We start from the raw sequence: 18,798 nt of genomic DNA on the forward strand, positions 1-18,798 counted from the left end.
AGTAAATTTTAGCATTTTGTTTTTTAAGTTTCAAGAATTTAAGAAATTGTAGTTGGATCTTAATTTATAAGTCTTTTTATTAGCTTATCTTCTTTATTCCAATTTTTTTTAAGCTTTACCTGTAAGAATAGGTTGCATTTTGTTTCAAAAATTTTTGCAATTGTTTTTCTTGCTCTTTCTCCTATTGATTTTATTTCTTTCCCGTTTTTTCCTACAATTATTCCTTTTTGACTTTCATTTGCTACAAAAATATTTGCCCTGATAAAAAGACTTCCTTTTTTATTTTCTAAGGTATCAATATCTACATACAAAGAATAGGGAAGCTCTTCTTTTAGGTTTTCAATAGCTTTTTCCCTTATTATTTCACTAATTCTAAAATTTATTTCTTGATCGGTGTAGTATTCTTGTGGATAATAAAGTGGGCCTTCTGAAAAATTTTCATAAATTTTATTTTTTAGTTTTTCCGTGTTAATTTTTTTTTCAGCAGATATTTTAATTATATTGTTATCTTCTATTTCTTTTTCTTTTAGAAATTGCAATATTTCTTTTATTTTTGTATTTTTAAGGTCGATTTTATTAAGTATTACTAAAAATTTGATTTTAGAGTTTTTAATTATTTCTAACATTTTATTTTCTTCCTCACCAGGTTTGTCTTGAGTGTCTATTATGTATAAAATGAGTTCAACTTCTCCTATTGAAGAGTGGATGTTTTTCATCATTGCAATATTAAACTTTTTTTTACTCAAATGAAATCCTGGTGTGTCTATAAAAATAATTTGTCCTCTGTCGTCCGTAAAGATCCCTTTTATTTTATTTCTAGTTGTTTGCGGAATAGGGGATATTATTGATATTTTATGTCCACATATTGAATTTAAAAGGGTAGATTTTCCAGTTGATGGTCTACCAAGTATTGCTGCAAATCCCGATTTCATGCTTTAGTATTCCTTAAATATGTAATATTCATACATTTTTTATTATAATTAATTATATAGTATTTTAAATACTTATTTTTAAGTAAAATTTGAGGAATTTTCGTTTGGCAAAGGTAAATTTTGAAGTTTTTTGCGAGCAATGTGGTGAAAAAGTTGGACTTAATCGATCTATTTGTCCCAACTGTGCTGCTAAGCTTGGTGATATCGAATGTCCAAATTGTAGGCATGTAGGTCCAGTTTCTGCTTTTGGAGAAGGTTGTCCTAATTGTCATTACAGTCCTTTTCAAGAACTTAAAGAAAAACCTTTTAAAAGAAAAGAAAGAGTAAAAATGGTAAGTGATAGATCAACCTCTAAAGTCTTTGTAAGGCTTTTCTATTTTGGGATTAATGTTAATATTTTGCTTTATTTATTTTCAAGTTTTTTATTTATTATACTTTTTCTTTATATTGTTTATGGCTAAAGGCTTTGTATGGGTATTACAGTTTTTTATTTATTTTCTATTTTTACATCTTTTGTTATGGGTTCTAGCATGGAGTCTGTTAAAGAGAATATTCTCAAGAGTACTATTTTTTATTATGATGTTGAAGAAGTTGAATTTCCTTATGCTAAGAGGCAGACTTTACAATTTATTGCTAAAACTCATTTAAAATATGCTGTTTTTAATTTTGACAAAAATAAAATGTTTTCGTACACTTTTGTTTTTGATAAAAAATTAATATCTCAGTATGCAATTTTTATTGAGGTAAAGAAAAAGTTTGGCGAGGCTACACTGGTAACGCCTTTGAATTATTTATGGGATCTTGGTGATTGTATTATTGTTTTAAATAAAAATATTTTAAGAATGACTTTAAAATCTTATGTTTCAAATTATAATAAATGATTTTTAATAAGGCTTATAATTGAAAAAAATTTTAAAACGGTTTTTATTTTTAGTTTTGTCGATGTCTTTTTTATCTTTTACTGATCATTTTTACAATAAAGAAGTTGTAATAAATGGGGTTAAGTTTTTTGTAAAAATAGCATCTAATGAGTTTGATAGGGCAAAGGGCTACATGGGTACCCAAAAAGTTGAATATGGTAATGGAATGCTTTTTGTTTTTAAACAAGAGCAAAATTTATCTTTTTGGATGGAAAATACACCCTTGCTGCTTGAAATAGCTTATATTGATTCAAATGGAATTATTAAAGAGATTTATGATTTAGAACCGTACTCTAGGGTAAATGTTAATTCTCTTTATAAGGCAAAGTATGCTCTTGAGCTTCCAAGAGGCTCATTTTCTAAATTTCAAATAAAAATAGGTGACAAGGTACATTTTTGCTTTGATATTAATTCTTTATTGGTAGAATGATTTTGAAATTATTGAGCTTTGATTTCTTGAAGCTCTTCTTCAATTTGATCTTCTTTAAGGTCATTTTTATTAGATTCTTTTGTTGAATTTGTTTTTTTTTGCTTTAAGGGAGACTGTTCATTTGATTCATTTGTCTTGTTATTTTCTTCATTATTATCAGTGTTTTCGTTGTTGGTTGTTATTATTTTTTTAAAAATATTTATTGTTGAGGCAATCTCATCAATTGCATCAAGCAAAAATGTATCACTTGCAAATTCTTCTGCTTTTACAATATATACTAAAGAGTTTATTCCTCTTTCTGCATTATGAATAATCTCCCATGATCCGAATACTCTGTTATTATAACTATCGCTCATAAGTGAGTCAGATATTTCTTTTATTTTTTGTGTATTTATATCAAATACTTTTACAATTCCAAATATTTCTCTTATCTTTGAATTTTTATATGAGTTTAGTCTTGACCTGATTATTATCTCTTCTTTTTCGTTATTGTTTATATTCTTAAATGCTACAAAGTCATTTTCTGAGTCTATTTTATATTCAATTTTGTTTTTCTCTAAAAATTTTTTAATTCTCTTGTCGTATTGTATATTCTTATGATTACAAGAAATGAGTGTAAAAATGATAATAACCATGCCATAGAATAATGTATTAATATTCATTATTCTTGCAATTAACATTGTATTATGTAACATATGATTATTATAATTTAATTGTAAGGATTTTAAAAGTAATTTATGCGTCTTCCAGGTAGTAGCTATTCATATACTGTTATTCAATCTAAAAATAATTATTCACAAAAATCTTCTTTTGGAATTTCTTTTGTAATATTAAGCAGAGGAACAAAAATTTTTAGAGAAGATTTGTTTGAATTTTTATCAAATTTTGATTTTATAAGAGAAATAATTTCAATTGAAAAACAGAGCAATAGAAGTTCTTTGCAGTTTATCTCAGAAAGTTATGGTAAGTTAAAATTTATTTTACTTTCTGATGATTTAAATTCTGGAGAAAAGGTTAATTTAGCAATGAAAGAATCCAACTGTGATTTTGTTTTTGTTTTGCAAAGTGATATGTACCTGTTAAATCCTTTTTGGATTCCAAATATATTCGATGAAATAGTTAAAAAAAATATTCTTCTTGTTGGAGGTGAGTTTTTTGATAAAGAAGAGGATCTGATTCCTTCGATTTTTCTTCCCAGTATAGATAAAAAACAAAAGTTTAAGGTAATTTTAGTAAATTCTGAGAAAGACTATGAAAAAACTTTGATTACCATGGATTATTGCGGACTTTATTCTAAAGAGAAATTTTTGCAGCTTGGAGGTTTTGATGCAAGGATTAAAAATGAATACTTTCAGAGAATAGATTTTGGACTAAGGGCTGTTTATTTTGGGGAACATGTTTATATTTATAGAAAGCTGAGAATCCAGTATACTGCATTAAATTCACCAGAAAATTTGACCAAAAATAAAAGTTTTGTAATTTTTTTGCTTAAGAATTATGTTCCAATTTTTGTTGGTAATGGTGTTATTTTTTCTTTTTTAAGGTTTTGTAAAATTTGTTTAAAATACAAAATTAATCCTTTTCTCTTTCAAAAAGAATTTAAGGAGATAAAAGGTGAGATTATTAAAAATAGCTTAAGATTCAAAGGAGACTTAAAGAGTGCCATTGAGCTTTGGGAAAATGATATTATTTATTGATTTAATTTTGTTTCCATATTTAAGCTTGTATTCTAAGACCCCCGATTATTTAAATGTTCTTGATTTTTTTGATACTAATGTTTTTAGGTTTGATTTTAACATTGAAAATGATGTTTTTACAATTGAAAATGATAAGGGGTATTTGAAGTTTAGGGTAGGCTTTGAATATGCGCTTACATCTTCTGGTTATTATATGTTTATAGACCCAATTATTGACATTCGTGGAGAAATTTTAATAAGTCAAAAGGTATTAAAACAAATTGAAAATTATTTCAGCTCTCTTAAAGATTATAATAAACCCAGAATTACTTCAATAATCATTGATCCTGGACATGGTGGACATGATACTGGTGCGGTTGTAACTTTAAAGATAAATGGTTATGATGTTGTGCTTCAAGAAAAAGATTTTGCATTAACCTATTCTATATATTTGTCTAAAATTTTAAGTAATTATTTTGTAAATAAAAATATTTTGTTAACTCGTATAAATGACGTTTATTTGACTTTAAAGGAACGTTCGGAATTTGCAAATGCAATAAAGCCAAATTTTCCCAATAATGTTATATTTTTATCCATACATGCTAACGATGCTCCAAACAGTGAAGCTAGAGGAGTTGAGTTTTGGTATCTTCCTAAGGATTCCAAAAGAGAAGTTATTAAAGATTTTAAAGGATATGATATTAAGGGTAATAGATACTTAAGCGAGCTTAATGATATACTAGATATTAAATATAAATATGAATCAAAAAGATTGGCTGAAATTTTGTATAAAGTGTTTAAAAATGAGCTAAACGAAACTAATATTAGGCCAATCAGAGAAGAGCAATGGTTTGTAATAAAAAACAGCAGTATGCCTGCTGTGTTGATTGAAATGGGGTTTTTGTCCAATATTTTAGATGCTAAATTAATTTTGGATTATAATTACATGAGCAAGTTTAATATTCTAATACTTAAAGCTTTAATGGAATTTATAAGTTTTTATGAAAAATAATATTTCGGATGTATTTTTTAAATATAATGCAATGATTTATAAATTTTTTAATTCTAAAAAAGAATATATGGTTAGAGTGCTTTTGGGGCTTTTAGCAGCAAGCTTTTTGTTTTCTATTTTCATGATTTTTTTAAATTATGATAATCTTTTTTCAAAAAAGGTTTTTTATTTTCATTCTAGCAAGGGGTTTGTTTCTAATTTAAGATACTTAAGAGATGAAAAAAATTTGAAAGGTAATTTAGATCTTTTAGTAAAAGATTTCCTTTTAGGAAGCAATGAAGGTTTTTCTTTTGGATTTTTATTAAGTGATACAAGATTTTTATATTCTTTTTTAAAGAATGGAGTTTATTATATAAATCTTTCAAAAGAATTTTATGATTCTTTTAATAATGGTGATTATAATGAATCTTATGAATCTTTTGATGTTAAGATTAATTTTTTTGCTATGTCTTTAATAAAAACAATGCGCTTTAACTATCCTGGTAAGATAAAAAAGCTTGTTATTCTTGTTGAAGGGTGTATCTTGAAGGAGCAAAGTTGATAAATTTAATTTTACTAATAACAACAATTAAAAAACTAAAATTTTATAAAAGATTTATATATATAAGGAGTTGGTTTACATGAAAAGGAAAGCCAAAAGTATTTTATTTTTTTTATTATCCACTGTTCTTTTTGCTCAAGAGACTGATGGATTAGCAGAGGGTTCCAAAAGGCCAGAGCCTGGAGAATTGGTTTTAGATTTTGCCGAGCTTGCAAGAGATCCAAGTTCAACTAGACTTGATCTTACAAATTATGTTGATTATGTATATTCGGGCGCTTCTAGTATTATTAAGCCGGAAGATATGGTTGTGGATCTTGGGATAAATAATTGGAGCGTTTTGCTTACTCCTTCTGCAAGGTTGCAGGCCTACGTTAAAAATTCAGTTGTTGCGCCTGCTGTTGTTAAGAGTGAGTCAAAAAGGTACGCAGGTGATACTATTTTAGGAGTAAGAGTTTTATTTCCAAGTTATTCTCAATCGTCTGCTATGATTATGCCACCATTTAAAATTCCTTTTTATTCGGGAGAAAGTGGAAATCAATTTTTAGGAAAAGGTCTTATTGATAACATTAAAACCATGAAAGAAATTAAAGTATCTGTTTATAGTTTGGGATATGAGATAGATCTTGAAGTTTTATTTGAAGATATGAATGGCATGGAATATGCTTATTCCATGGGTACTTTAAAGTTTAAAGGGTGGGCTGATTTAATTTGGTCAAATCCCAACTATATTCCTAATATATCATCTAGAATAATTAAAGACGATGTTCCAAACTATCCTCTTGCTTCAAGTAAAATGAGATTTAAGGCTTTTAGAGTTTCAAAGGCACATAGTTCAAAAGAGCAAAATTTTATCTTTTATGTTAAAGACCTAAGAGTTCTTTATGATAAGTTGAGTGTTTCAATAGATTCTGATATTGACAGTGAGTCTGTATTTAAAGTTTATGAGACTAGTGGAACTGAATCCCTTCGTAAATTAAAGGCACACGAAACTTTTAAAAGAGTTTTAAAGCTTAGAGAAAAAATTTCTATGCCTGAAAGCTCTTTCCAAAACTTTGTAGAAAAGGTTGAGAGTGAAAAACTTAAAGAATAATCTCCGAAAAATTAGGTTTAAATTAATATGTAAAGCTACCTAAAGGTTGGCTTTACATATATAAGATAATAGGAAATAGTATGGAAATATTAGATTTGGAAAATGAAGAGCTTTTAGGAGTTTTTTTTGAAGAGGCTCAAAATCTTGTAGATATCCTTGAAGAGAATATTATGTCACTAGAGGATGATCCTAATAATTCTGATACTATTGATGAAATATTCAGGGCAGCTCATACTTTAAAAGGAAGCTCTGCTTCTCTTGATATGATGGAGCTATCTGATTTTACTCATATTGTTGAAGATGTTTTTGATGCTATTAGAGATGATAGGGTAAATATAAATAATGATCTTGTTGATCTGCTTTTAAGCTCATTAGATGTTATTAAAGAAATGCTTGCGCTTCGTCTTGATGGCAAGGTTTATTTGAATGACATAAGTGATCTTAAAAGCAAATTAAAGCAATTTTTAGTAATTGATGATCAGGCTTTTATTAAGAGATTTGACGAAAATTCAACTAAGAACAATTTTTGTCTTTCAGAATCAGATCTTGAGGAGATAAGAGAAGGGCTAGGAATTGGACAAAAGGTTTTAAGGATCAGCGTTGTTTTTAATGCAGATAGCGATTTTGAAGTTGAAAATGGTGGACTAAAAATATTTAATATTTTAAAAAATTTAGGATCTGTACTTCATACAATTCCTAAATATGAGCAAATCATAGAGGATAAATTTTTAAAAAGAGTTGATTATTATCTGATATATTCAGATATAGAGAGCGTGAAAAAAAGTTTAGATTCTTTAAGTTTAATTGAAAGCTATTTGGTTGATGAATTTAACGTAAAAGAAGAATTAAAAAAGTTTGCAGATAAGGAGATTAAAGATATTGGCTCAGATTCCAATTTTGTTTTAAATGATAATTTTGATTTTACAGAGGATGAGATTTCTGATTTATTTCTTGAGGTTGAAAATCAAAAATTATTTAAAGTTAGATTGGATTTTGTAAAAGACAATCCTATGGCTACTATTAGTGGGCTTCAAATGCTTCAAGCATTAAAAAGTCTTGGTAAAATTTTTAAGTCTCTTCCAGATTCTAGCGAATTATTGGCAGATAAGTTTTTTGATTTTGTAATATATTACTTAATATCAAATACCAGTGAAGAGAGTATTTCTAAAAAGATTAATTTACCAGATGTTGTTAGTCATTTTGAAATCAAAAATATTAATTTAGAATCTTTGAAGAATGTAAAGCTAAAAGAAAACCATGAAGAACCTCTTAAGGAAAATAAAAATATTAAGAAAAATAGTCCAATTAGTGTTAATTTAATTAGAATAGATAGTAAAAAAATAGATTACATATTAAATCTTGTTAGTGAGGCTGTAATAAGTAAATCATCTTATAATCAAATAAATTCAGAAATGATTACATTATTTTATAATTTTAATTATTTTTATGATTATCAAGAAAGTTTTCAGAGAAACTTTTTAATTGATTTAAAGATAGTTTTCAAAGATGCAGGTTTAACATTAGAAGATGAGATCGAATCACATATTAATTCTTTGATGAGTTCTAAAATGGAAAAGACCCTTAATGATATATCTGAATTGAGAAATTCTTTTTTCAGGCTCCTTCAAAATTTTAAAATGACCTCTGGTCGACTGTCAAGAATAATTACAGATTTGCATGAGAGTGTTTTAAAAACTAGAATGTTGCCAATATCTAATATATTTTCAAGGTTTACAAGAGTTGTCAGAGATCTTTCAAAGAAATTAAATAAGATTGTAAATCTTAAAATGGAAGGAGAAGAAACTGAGCTTGATAAGTCTGTTATAGATGACCTTGTAGATCCTTTGATGCATTGTGTTAGAAATTCAATGGATCATGGCCTTGAAACAGCTGAAGAAAGAGTTAAAAAGGGAAAGAGCAAAGCGGGTACTATAATTTTGCGCGCTAAGAATGAGGGTAATGTAATATCAATTGAGATTGAAGATGATGGGATTGGTATAGATCCAAAGGTCATTAGGCGCAAATTAATTGAAAAGGGAACAATAAAAGAAGATGCAATTTACTCTGATTTTGAACTTATTAACTTAATTTTTTCTCCTGGGTTTTCAACAGCAGTTCAAGTGACAGAACTTTCAGGTAGGGGAGTGGGTCTTGATGTTGTGAAAAAAAGTATTGAAAAGCTTAATGGAACTATTTTAGTGGAATCAAAAATTGGCCTTGGAACAATTTTTAAAATTAAACTACCGTTGACGTTAGTGATTATACAAGGTCTTTTAGTAAAGTCGGGGTCTGAAACTTATGTTATTCCTTTAAATAATGTTCTTGAAACTCATAGAATAACTGAGCATGATATAAAATTGCTTGAAAATTATCATGAAGTTTATAATTTAAGAGATGAGGTCATTTCTGTTCTCAGGCTTGATAAACTTTTTAACATAACAAGAGATGATTCATTAATAGAAAAATTTTTAATAGTTGTTAATACTAGCAACATAAAGACAGCAATTGTTGTAGACTCTATTCTTGGTGAGGAAGATTTTGTAGTAAAGCCTATTAAGGATAAATTTTCATCAAGCGCGGGCATAGTTGGGGCTACTACGCTTGGCAATGGTAAGGTTGTATTGATAATTGATGTTTTTAAACTTTTTGATTTACAAAAGGATACTAAGGAGTGAATCTCTTGTGCAGATAAAAGAAATTTATTTTGGACCCAAAATTTTAGATGATAAAAATTCTAATTCTAAATTGACCAATTTTGATTTTAAAGTTGTTTCTTTTGAGCTTGGTTCGGATCATTATTTAGTAGACATTATGCAGGTTAAAGAAATTAGAAAATCTAGTAATTTTACTTATGTTCCAAATGCTAAAAAGTATGTAGCTGGGCTTGATAATTTACGGGGCGAAATAATTCCCATTATAGATCTTAGAATAATGTTTAATTTAGAATTTAATAAAAAAGATCTTGAAGATATTATGGTTTTAAAAAACGAAGACCTTCTTATAGGGGTAATTGTTGATAAAATTAATAATGTTTTTTCAATAGATTCTAGCCTTATTCAAGATCCGCACCCAGTTTTATCTCAGGATTCTTTAATAAACTATATAAAGGGCATTGTAGATTATAACGAAAAGCTTTATATACTTCTTAATGTTTTTAAAATTTTTAATTATGGTGAAGAAGAAAAGTTGTTAAAACCCGGTCAAAATTTTGTTGAAAAAAGCGACTTTTTAAGCGATTGTGATAATTTAGATATGCTGGAAAATTATAAGAGTGATTTTCTCAATAAGGTTTCTTCAAAAAATGATGACAACAATGAAAATTCAACTCTAAGCAATACTGCAACTTTTAATTTGGAAAATATTAAAAAAAATCTTTTGAAATATTCGTTTAATGCTTCTTTAGTAAATGATGTGTTTTTGGAAAAAGTTGGAGTAAAATTTAATATGGTTGATGCTGATTACTTGCCTTACGATAGTTTTTTAAATGAATTTTATTCAAAATCATCGGGAAATTTGTGGGGAGCTGATTGTTTGGAAGAATTTAAAAATGAAATTGTTATGAGTCGCTTAAATTTTATGAATAACTTAAATTCTATTTTCAATGTATTGGAAATTGGTTGTGGTAGTGGAAAGGAGACTATGGCTTTAGCCAATGCTTTGTCTGAATATTATGTAAAACCTTTTAAGTTGACAGCCATTGATAATGATTTATCAAAAGTTGTTGAAACTTCTAAGTTGATGTTTTCAGAGCCAGAAATTAGCATTAGTGAAATTTACCGTAAGAACTCTTTTGAACAAAGTCCTGGAGTTTATAAATTTAAGTCAGAAATTCTAAGTAATGTTTTGTTTGAATATTCCGATGCTCTTTTTTCAGATTTGCCTGATAATTTGGGAATGATTTTTTTAAAAGATGTTTTATGTTTCTTGGATAGTAAAGATCAAATTTTAATTTTAAATATCATTGCTTCTAAAGCTATTAAAGAGGCTCTTTTGGTTTTGGGAGATAACGAAGAGCTTAAAAATAATGATGTTTTTATAAAAGAAAAATCCACAAAATATTTTAACTTGTACAGGAAAGTCTAAAGGAGAAATTAATGAGAATAGATTATATAGAGCCATTTTTGGATGCTGCTTCTTCGGTTTTAAGAGATATGTTGCTTGTTGAGAATATAGAAATGGGTAAACCCGGTCTTAAGTCAATAAATCAAAAGATAAAAGGTGTTTCTGTAATAGTAGGACTTGCTGGGTCTGTTGAGGGTAGTATAATTATTGATATGGATATAGAAACAGCTCTTTTTGTTGCTTCTAAATTAAATTTTGAAGAGTATGATGATTTTGATGATGAAGAAACAAAAGAGATGGTTGCTGCAACTCTAACTGAGGTTGGCAACATTATTGCTGGAAATTTTGTTACTACTTTGCATGCCAAAGGTTTTGTATTTGATATAACTCCTCCAGCTTTTATTTATGGAGAAAATATGAAAATAAGTAATAAAGGTTCTGAGGCTTTAATTGTTCCTTTTTCTTTGCCTGATGGTAAAATTATAGAAGTTAATATTGCAATAAGAGAGAGGGTTTGATATGAAAAAAATTCTTTTTATTAGAAAAGAGAGGTTAATATGATCCAAAAGACTACAATTGCTGCAGATTCTTCATCTAAGCCTAGGGGAATCAATTATGATACAGGCATTCCTTTTAATGTTTTAATTGTTGATGACTCTGTTTTTACTGTAAAGCAGCTTACTCAAATTTTTACATCAGAGGGCTTTAATATTATTGATACGGCAGCTGATGGAGAGGAGGCTGTGATAAAATACAAGAATCATTATCCTAATATTGATATTGTCACTCTTGATATTACCATGCCAAAAATGGACGGAATAACTTGTCTTTCTAATATTATGGAATTTGATAAAAATGCTAGAGTGATAATGATATCTGCTTTAGGAAAAGAACAATTAGTTAAGGATTGCTTAATAAAAGGAGCAAAAACATTTATTGTTAAACCATTGGATAGGGCAAAGGTTCTGCAAAGAGTAATGTCTGTATTTGTTAAATAAATTATTTATAAAAAAAGTTCATACTTTAATTTTATTATTTTCATTCCCTTGGGAAAAAAATCATTTCATTACTTATTTTATCTAAATTCTTTAAAAAATAAGTAATGTTAAGGTTAAATATTTTTAGAGGTTCTGCATTGTTTTCTATGTAAAGCTCTAATTTATAAAATCCTTTTTTTGTGTATATTAGTGAATAGCTTTTAAAAATCCCATTTATATTTTTAATTTTAAATATTTTATATTTTAAAAATTTTTTATCAATAAGTTCGCTTTGAATTAGATATTTATTTACTTCTTTGTAGTTTGAATTTAATAGGCTGTAATTAGTTTTATTGAGCATTATGCTTTTTACAAAATGTTCTGTTAGTTTGTAAATATTTTTTTCTATTTCGCTTGTTGGGAAATTGGTATAGTATTCTTTTTCTAAAATTAAATTGTAAGACGAATATTTTTTTATTTCTTCATCTGCTCTTTTTTCAATTGAGAAGTCCAAAAGTCTGGCGTTAAGTTGAAAATTCAACAATGTAAGTAGTACTATAATTATTTGAATTTTCATTTTATTTCCTGGTTTTTATTAATTATTTTTTTTAATTTTTCAATTTCTAAAGGTATTTTGCTTTTTCGCTTTGCGTTTAATTTTTCTTTTAGTAAAAGATTGTTAAATGATTTTACAAGTTCATATACTTTTTCTTCGCTTAAAGTAAAAGGAATTTGAATTTTTCGATATTCTAATGGGTCTTGTAAAATTTTTGTCATTAAAATAATGGGATTTAAAAAACTTGCTTTAAAAAATTTATAAAAATTCATTAAAAAAATAGTAAATGATGCAAACAATGTAAATAGAAAAATTCCAAGAATAGAATCGCTTTTTCTTTGCAAATATTTATCTATATAAAATTTTGTTTTCTCTATTTCTATTACTCTGTATTCACTAGGACTGTAGTAAACAAATATTTCGTCTGATTTTGAGTATATTATGTCATCTTTTTCCTTAATTATTAAGATGAAGGGATATTTTTCTTTAATGTAAGCTTTTTCATTTATTATTGATATATTTTTAATAATATTAAATTCTTGTTTTTCTGGTATTGAATTTACAATTTTTGAGCTTGATATTATTATAAAAAATGTAAATGGTAATAATAAACTCATTGAAAATGTTCTAGCAAATGCTATTAGTATTAGGTTCTTTTCTTTTGAATTATAATATATTTCTATTATTAGATCATTAAACCTAAGGAGTCTTAAAAATCTTAACTTGAAAAGTGATAGCATTATTGGGTTTAATATTGTTTCATGAGCGACAATTATGTTTTTAAGCTGATATGAGCTATAAAATGCTAAAGGGATAAGGCAGTGAATTATATCGAAGAATAGATTGTTTCTGACATAGATTTCTAATCTTTGAGAAAGGTAAGCCTTGGTTATTTTGTATAAAAAAATGAAAATAAAAATTGTGTCAAATAGGAAACCAAGAAATATTAGTGCAAATCGTATTTTGTATGGTAAAAAAAGAATTATTGAGAGCTCTTCGATTAAAAGTTCAAATATTGAAAAAATTATTATTGCTTTTAAGAAAATTGAAAATTTTTTTACCATTTATTTCCCTTGGCTATTTCTGATAATTCTTTTATGATTCTTGAATCATATTCTTTAGAACTCGATTGTTTTATTGAAAACCAACTTTCATCATATCCAATAAAACCTTTAATCGGATTATTTTTATATTTTGGAGTTCTTGCTCTGGCTGAAAAAATGGCAATTAATGTTGAAATTGGGGACATTGTTTGTAAAGTCTCATATTTGAAAAAGCTTTCAATTATAAGCTTGGCTGTTTTTTCGTCTAGAAAATCAGTATCATTGCTTATTGCTTTTGAAGTTGATTCAATGTTTTTAGTAGTAAGCTCTATCCCTTTTTCAAAGCAGTATTTAATTACCAATACTTTTAAGAGAAGTAGTATCTTTATATAATTTTTTATGATGTCTGATGAATAAAGTGCTTTATTTTCCTTTTGTATTAAATATATTGTATAAGAGTTTTTTCCTTCAAATAGCTTGTTTATATAAAAGGTAATGTATCCATTGCTTATAGCATTAAAATTATAAAAGAATTCTTTTCTTAAAGACGAGTTGACTTTGACAAAGTTAAATATTAAATTTAAGTCGTTTTTTGTCAATTCTTTACTAAAAAGAGGTTTTACAATGTTAAAATCAATAGCTTCAATACCAGATAAAATAAATGGTGTGATCATTATATCTGTTTTATCTTTGACGTATTGAATTAGGTCTTTTATTTCTGATTCAAAATCATTTTTAATGAATGTAGCAATAGTTTTTTTGTTTTCTTTTAAATAGTTAAGCATTTCAATTTCTTTTTCTATGGCAGATAAACTTCTTATGCTTTCATGATTGAATAGATAATGATATAGATAAGGAAAATATGGTTTTGTATTCATTTTATTAGGTCCAATAGTTCAAGTGGGTTGTGTATTATATGTTTTGCTCCACTTTCTTTTAATTCTTGAACACTTCTAAATCCCCAAGAAACCCCTATTGGTATAAATCCAGCGTTTAGTGCAGTTAGCATATCCACATCGCTGTCTCCAATATATGCAATTTCTTCTTTTTGGACATTTAATTCTAATATCATATCAAGGGCATTCTCAGGATCTGGCTTTGGTGGAAATTTTTTTGAATAACCCCTGATTTCAAAAAAAGATATATTTCCAAAAATATTTTTTACCAAATTTATTAATTCTTCGTGGTTCTTATTACTTAAAATTCCAATTGGAATGTTAAGTTTATTCATAGTTTCTAAAAGGGATTTTATATTTTCATATGGTTTTGTTTGGAATGAAAGGTTTTTATTGTATTCTTTAACAAATTCTTTGTAAAGTTTTTCTTGTAAATTAGGATTATTATGTTCAAGAGATAATAGCTTTAGAGTGTCTATTACAAACTTGTTAAATCCTCTGCCAACAAGGGCATTGAATTTGCTTAGTTCTATTTTACTGTATCCTAAGTTTGAAAGAGCAGAATTCATTGAGAATGCAATATCCATTATGCTATTTACCAGTGTTCCATCCATATCAAAAATGCAGGCTTTGATTTTCATAATACTCTCTTTTGTAATAATTTATTTATTCTTTTATTTTAACATTAATTTGCTCTCTTTATTAAGGTTTTTATATTTTAAGCATTTTTCATTTATTAGCAATTAATTTTTATAAATAATTAATTTTTATAGATAATTTATTTTGTTTATTAAAATTTAAAATGCTATTGAAAATATAAATTTTAAGCTTTACAATGTTTCATTAGAATAAAATATTGTAAGTCGTTTGTGTTTGATATTTATTAGGGCTAAAGCTTGATGAAAGAAGATGTACTAGTATTAGAAAATATTACAAAAAGGTATGGTGATTTTATTGCCAATGATAATATTTCTATTAAATTTAAGTCAGGCGAGGTTCATGCTATTCTTGGAGAAAATGGTGCCGGAAAGACTACCCTAATGAAAACTATTTATGGGATTCATCAAATAAATAGTGGCCGAATTATTTTAAAAGGGCAAGAAATAAGCTTTAAAGATTCAAGCGAAGCTATTCGAAATGGTATTGGAATGGTTTTCCAGCATTTTATGTTAATTCCGCAATTTACTGCTGTTCAAAACATTATTTTAGGATATGAAAATTCCAAATTTGGTTTTCTTGATTACAAACAAGCTAGAAAAAAGATAAGTTCTCTCTCGGAAAGGTATGGTTTAAAGGTAGATTTACAAAAAAAGGTTGAGGACTTAAGTGTTGGTATGGAACAAAAAATAGAGATATTGAAAGTTCTTTATCGAAATGCAGATATTATTATTTTTGATGAACCTACAGCAGTGCTTGCTCCAAGTGAAGTTGATGATTTTATGAATATTTTAAAGGTGCTCACGCAAGAGGGGCATACTGTAATACTTATTACTCATAAAATAAAAGAAATTAGATCTATTGCAAAGAAATGCACAATTATGCGTCTTGGTAAGGTTGTAAAAACTGTTAATATTGCTGAGATTGATGACAAAGATCTTACAACATTAATGATAGGAAAAGAAGTTGCACTTCGCTCATCTAAAATTAAATTTGAAAATCATTTTAATGTCCTTGAAATAAAAAATTTAAGTGTTAAAGATGAGAGAGGAGTTTTGAAAGTTAAAGACGTTAATCTTGATCTGAGAAATGGAGAAATTCTTGGGATATCAGGTATTGAGGGAAGTGGTCAGGAGGATTTAGTTGATGCAATTTTGGGTTTGAAAAGCATATTTAAGGGTGATATTTTGAAAAAAAATTCTTCAGGGAGTTTAGAATCTTTAAAAGGTTTAACTATTAAACAAAGAATAGATAAAAAAATTGGAAATATTCCTTCTGACAGGCAAAAACACGGCCTTATTTTAGAATTTAATGTTATGCAAAATATTGGACTTAAAAGTTTTGATGATCCTGATTATTTGAGATTAAAAAAAATTAATTCAAAGAATAATTTTGATTTGAAATTCAATTTTTTCAATTTTATTAAAAATCAATTTGATAAGGTTAAAAGACAATTTGTGGGGTTTGATCTTAATATTTTAAGGAAATTGAGCAATCAACTTGTAAGTTATTTTGATATTAGACCAAGAGATATTTTAAACAAGGTAAAGTATTTATCTGGGGGCAATCAGCAAAAAGTTATTGTTGCTCGTGAGATTAATTTAGAGCCAGATATTCTTTTGGCTATTCAGCCCACAAGAGGCCTTGATGTTGGGGCTGTTGAGAATATTTACAAAAGAATAATAGAGCAAAGAGATGCAGGCAGATCTGTTTTATTGGTTTCTCTTGAGCTTGATGAGCTTGTTAATGTTTGCGACAGGATAGCTGTAATGCATGACGGAAAGATAGTGGGTATCTTAGAGGACAATTTTGATATTGATGTTATTGGTAAAATGATGATAGGTTTAAACTAAATGAAAATTAGTAAAAACGTATTTAGTAAATTTATGTTGAAGTTTTTAAATTCTTCAGCATTTGTTAGTGTATTTGCTCTATTTTTTGGATTTTTAATTGTTGGACTAGTGGTGATGGCGCTTGGTCATTCTCCTTTTAGAATGTATTTTATAATATTAGAGATTATATTTTCTTCTCCCAAACATTTAGGTTATGTTTTAAGTTATTCAGCTCCCTTAATTTTTACAGGCCTTTCTATTGCTATTTCTTTAAAAGCGGGTCTTTTTAATATTGGGGTTGAGGGGCAGTTTATATTAGGATCCATTGTTGCTTTAATGGCATCAGTTTTGCTTGATTTGCCTCCAATTTTACATGTAATTGCTATTTTTATTATTACTTTTTTAGCGTCAGGCAGTTTGGGAATTTTAATTGGATATTTAAAAGCTAAATTCAATATTAGCGAAGTGATTTCAGGAATAATGTTCAATTGGATATTATTTTATTTGAATAATATAATTTTAGATTTTAGTTTTATTAAAAAAGATAATAGTGATTTTTCGAAACCCATTAAAGAAAGTGCATATATTGATTTTTTAGCTTCTTGGAAACTCTCCCCAGAAGGGCTTGCTTATAGGTCTTCTCATCCGTTTGTTAATGAGCTTTTAAAAGCGCCTCTTCATTTTGGGATAATTTTAGGTATAATTTTTGCTATTTTAATATGGTTTTTGCTTAATAAAACTATTATTGGATTTAAAATAAATGCCACAGGAAGCAATATTGAAGCTTCAAGATGTATGGGGATTAATGTAAAAACTGTACTAGTTTTTTCAATGTTTCTCTCAGCGGCTATTGCAGGCCTTGCTGGTGCTATTCAGCTTATGGGTGTTAATAGAGCTATATTTAAGCTATCTTATATGGAGGGAATTGGTTTTAATGGGATAGCTGCTTCTCTTATGGGAAACAATTCACCAATTGGCATAATATTTTCAAGCATTCTTTTTTCTATGTTGCTTTATGGAAGTAGTAGGGTTCAAAGTTTAATGGGCCTTCCATCTTCAATTGTATCTTTGATGATGGGAATAATTGTTCTTATAATTTCTGCTAGCTATTTTTTAAATAAAATTGTTTTAAAAGGTGTTAAGCGTGTCAAATATAATAATATTCTTGATTAGTGAAACTCTAATAAATTCTCAAACCTTGATTTTAGCTGGTCTTGGGGGTCTTATAAGCGAGAAATGTGGAATTATTAATATTGGGCTTGAAGGAATAATGACAATAGGAGCATTTTCAGGAGCTACAGTTGCATATTTTACAAATGATCCGTTATTTTCAATTTTTGCTGGTGGACTAGCGGGGCTTATGCTTGCTATTTTGCACGCTGTTTTTACAATTTTTTTAAAATCGGATCAAATTATAACTGGAATGGCGCTTAATTTTTTAGGACCTGCTATTGCTGTTTTTATAAGTACTTTGATTTTTTCTTCTATTTCAACTCCACCTATAGAAATAAAGTTGCCGATACTTTTTGATGGAATTTTAAGCAAAAAATCTTTTATTTTCCAAATTTTTGGTAAAAGATATTCCGTATACATAGCAATCATAAGTGTAATTTTATTTCATATTGTTTTCAAATACACTAAAATTGGGCTTAGAATTAATGCTAGCGGGGAAAATCCAGAGGTGTTAGAATCTGTGGGAGTTAGTGTAAAGAAAATTAGATTTTTTTGTGTTCTTTTAAGTGGTTTTTTAGCGGGAGTTTCGGGTGCTGTTCTTACAACAGTGGTTGCATCAAGCTATGTGCAAGGGGTTACAGGGGGACAGGGTTTTATTGCTATTGTAATGTTAATTTTTGGAAAATGGACGCCTTTGGGAGTTTTAATGGGCAGTTTTTTGTTTTCATTTATGAAAACTTTGTCAATTGTCTTGGCTCAATTGCCCTTTTTGTCTTTAATAATGCCTCCCAAAATGTTAGTTATTACTCCATATTTAATTATTATTTTAAGTCTTATCTTTTTTTCAAAAAGAAATTATGCGCCTAAATTCTTAGGAGTGCCCTATAAAAAGCATTAGCAGTTAATAATAGTTTATAATTTGTTTTTCATATTATAAAAATTCTTTTAATTTTTTAAGAGTTTTTGATTTTTTGCTGTAAGTTTTTTTTTGATACCCTTTA

The 18,798-nt window shown here is 27.5% G+C and carries 20 protein-coding genes; 14 read left to right on the top strand and 6 right to left on the bottom strand.

The features are described from left to right. Positions 1-59: 59 nt before the first annotated feature. Complete coding sequence (gene era / locus QIA00_RS03330; RefSeq protein WP_316257457.1) at positions 60-932, bottom strand: GTPase Era; 873 nt, start codon at positions 930-932, stop codon at positions 60-62. A 104-nt stretch (positions 933-1,036) separates the two neighbouring features. Between era and QIA00_RS03335 the strand changes: the two genes are divergently transcribed. The 3 genes from QIA00_RS03335 to QIA00_RS03345 are packed head-to-tail and all read left to right on the top strand — an operon-like array spanning position 1,037 to position 2,282. Then, on the top strand, positions 1,037-1,393 hold the full coding sequence (locus QIA00_RS03335; RefSeq protein WP_316257458.1) for a hypothetical protein: 357 nt from the start codon (positions 1,037-1,039) through the stop codon (positions 1,391-1,393). Between the two features lie 9 nt (positions 1,394-1,402). Further along, the gene (locus QIA00_RS03340) at positions 1,403-1,813 is read left to right on the top strand and encodes a hypothetical protein (RefSeq protein WP_316257459.1); all 411 of its coding nucleotides are present in this window, start codon (positions 1,403-1,405) and stop codon (positions 1,811-1,813) included. Between the two features lie 19 nt (positions 1,814-1,832). After that, positions 1,833-2,282 (top strand): DUF192 domain-containing protein, encoded by a 450-nt coding sequence (locus QIA00_RS03345; RefSeq protein WP_316257460.1) that lies wholly within the window; start codon positions 1,833-1,835, stop codon positions 2,280-2,282. 8 nt (positions 2,283-2,290) lie between these two features. Here QIA00_RS03345 and QIA00_RS03350 read toward each other — a convergent pair whose 3' ends face one another. Continuing rightward, a complete protein-coding gene (locus QIA00_RS03350; RefSeq protein WP_316257662.1) occupies positions 2,291-2,962 on the bottom strand; it encodes a hypothetical protein in 672 nt (223 codons plus the stop codon). A 57-nt stretch (positions 2,963-3,019) separates the two neighbouring features. Between QIA00_RS03350 and QIA00_RS03355 the strand changes: the two genes are divergently transcribed. The 8 genes from QIA00_RS03355 to QIA00_RS03390 all read left to right on the top strand — a co-directional run bounded on the left by QIA00_RS03355 (position 3,020) and on the right by QIA00_RS03390 (position 11,661). Continuing rightward, positions 3,020-3,979 (top strand): glycosyltransferase family protein, encoded by a 960-nt coding sequence (locus QIA00_RS03355; protein ID WP_316257461.1) that lies wholly within the window; start codon positions 3,020-3,022, stop codon positions 3,977-3,979. Beyond that, entirely contained in the window at positions 3,963-4,970 is a 1,008-nt protein-coding gene (locus QIA00_RS03360; protein ID WP_316257663.1) for an N-acetylmuramoyl-L-alanine amidase, read from the top strand. The genes QIA00_RS03355 and QIA00_RS03360 overlap by 17 nt, the downstream gene beginning before the upstream one ends. Then, complete coding sequence (locus QIA00_RS03365; protein WP_316257462.1) at positions 4,960-5,511, top strand: flagellar filament outsheath protein; 552 nt, start codon at positions 4,960-4,962, stop codon at positions 5,509-5,511. Before QIA00_RS03360 ends, QIA00_RS03365 begins: the two co-directional genes overlap by 11 nt. Positions 5,512-5,590: 79 nt before the next feature. Beyond that, entirely contained in the window at positions 5,591-6,601 is a 1,011-nt protein-coding gene (flaA, locus tag QIA00_RS03370; protein WP_316257463.1) for a flagellar filament outer layer protein FlaA, read from the top strand. Between the two features lie 80 nt (positions 6,602-6,681). Next, entirely contained in the window at positions 6,682-9,276 is a 2,595-nt protein-coding gene (locus QIA00_RS03375; protein ID WP_316257464.1) for a chemotaxis protein CheW, read from the top strand. Positions 9,277-9,283: 7 nt separating this feature from the next. After that, positions 9,284-10,684 carry a CheR family methyltransferase gene (locus QIA00_RS03380; protein WP_316257466.1) on the top strand — a complete coding sequence of 467 codons (1,401 nt, stop codon included), beginning with the start codon at positions 9,284-9,286 and terminating at the stop codon, positions 10,682-10,684. Between the two features lie 11 nt (positions 10,685-10,695). Then, positions 10,696-11,181: a chemotaxis protein CheX gene (locus tag QIA00_RS03385; RefSeq protein WP_002557258.1), complete on the top strand. Its 486-nt coding sequence runs from the start codon at positions 10,696-10,698 to the stop codon at positions 11,179-11,181. 39 nt (positions 11,182-11,220) lie between these two features. Continuing rightward, positions 11,221-11,661 (top strand): response regulator, encoded by a 441-nt coding sequence (locus QIA00_RS03390; protein WP_002557259.1) that lies wholly within the window; start codon positions 11,221-11,223, stop codon positions 11,659-11,661. 40 nt (positions 11,662-11,701) lie between these two features. Here the strand turns inward: QIA00_RS03390 and QIA00_RS03395 are convergent, their stop codons facing one another. Genes QIA00_RS03395 through QIA00_RS03410 form a run of 4 tightly spaced genes read right to left on the bottom strand, consistent with a single transcriptional unit; the run spans position 11,702 to position 14,776 of the window. Next, positions 11,702-12,217 carry a hypothetical protein gene (locus QIA00_RS03395; protein ID WP_316257468.1) on the bottom strand — a complete coding sequence of 172 codons (516 nt, stop codon included), beginning with the start codon at positions 12,215-12,217 and terminating at the stop codon, positions 11,702-11,704. Next, the gene (locus QIA00_RS03400) at positions 12,214-13,260 is read right to left on the bottom strand and encodes a hypothetical protein (RefSeq protein ID WP_316257469.1); all 1,047 of its coding nucleotides are present in this window, start codon (positions 13,258-13,260) and stop codon (positions 12,214-12,216) included. Before QIA00_RS03400 ends, QIA00_RS03395 begins: the two co-directional genes overlap by 4 nt. Beyond that, positions 13,254-14,117: a hypothetical protein gene (locus tag QIA00_RS03405; protein WP_316257471.1), complete on the bottom strand. Its 864-nt coding sequence runs from the start codon at positions 14,115-14,117 to the stop codon at positions 13,254-13,256. Before QIA00_RS03405 ends, QIA00_RS03400 begins: the two co-directional genes overlap by 7 nt. Further along, on the bottom strand, positions 14,114-14,776 hold the full coding sequence (locus tag QIA00_RS03410; RefSeq protein ID WP_316257472.1) for an HAD family hydrolase: 663 nt from the start codon (positions 14,774-14,776) through the stop codon (positions 14,114-14,116). Before QIA00_RS03410 ends, QIA00_RS03405 begins: the two co-directional genes overlap by 4 nt. 258 nt (positions 14,777-15,034) lie before the next feature. Here QIA00_RS03410 and QIA00_RS03415 point away from each other — a divergent pair, with 258 nt between their 5' ends. From QIA00_RS03415 to QIA00_RS03425, 3 genes are read left to right on the top strand one after another with little or no spacing between them, the layout of a single operon-like run. Beyond that, on the top strand, positions 15,035-16,645 hold the full coding sequence (locus QIA00_RS03415; protein WP_316257474.1) for an ABC transporter ATP-binding protein: 1,611 nt from the start codon (positions 15,035-15,037) through the stop codon (positions 16,643-16,645). Next, positions 16,646-17,797 (top strand): ABC transporter permease, encoded by a 1,152-nt coding sequence (locus QIA00_RS03420; protein WP_316257476.1) that lies wholly within the window; start codon positions 16,646-16,648, stop codon positions 17,795-17,797. Further along, positions 17,769-18,695, top strand: a complete 927-nt coding sequence (locus tag QIA00_RS03425) for an ABC transporter permease (protein ID WP_316257478.1) — start codon at positions 17,769-17,771, stop codon at positions 18,693-18,695. The genes QIA00_RS03420 and QIA00_RS03425 overlap by 29 nt, the downstream gene beginning before the upstream one ends. The last annotated feature ends 103 nt before the right edge of the window (positions 18,696-18,798 follow it).

It is taken from the genome of Borreliella americana (assembly GCF_032595795.2).
GTDB lineage: Bacteria > Spirochaetota > Spirochaetia > Borreliales > Borreliaceae > Borreliella > Borreliella americana.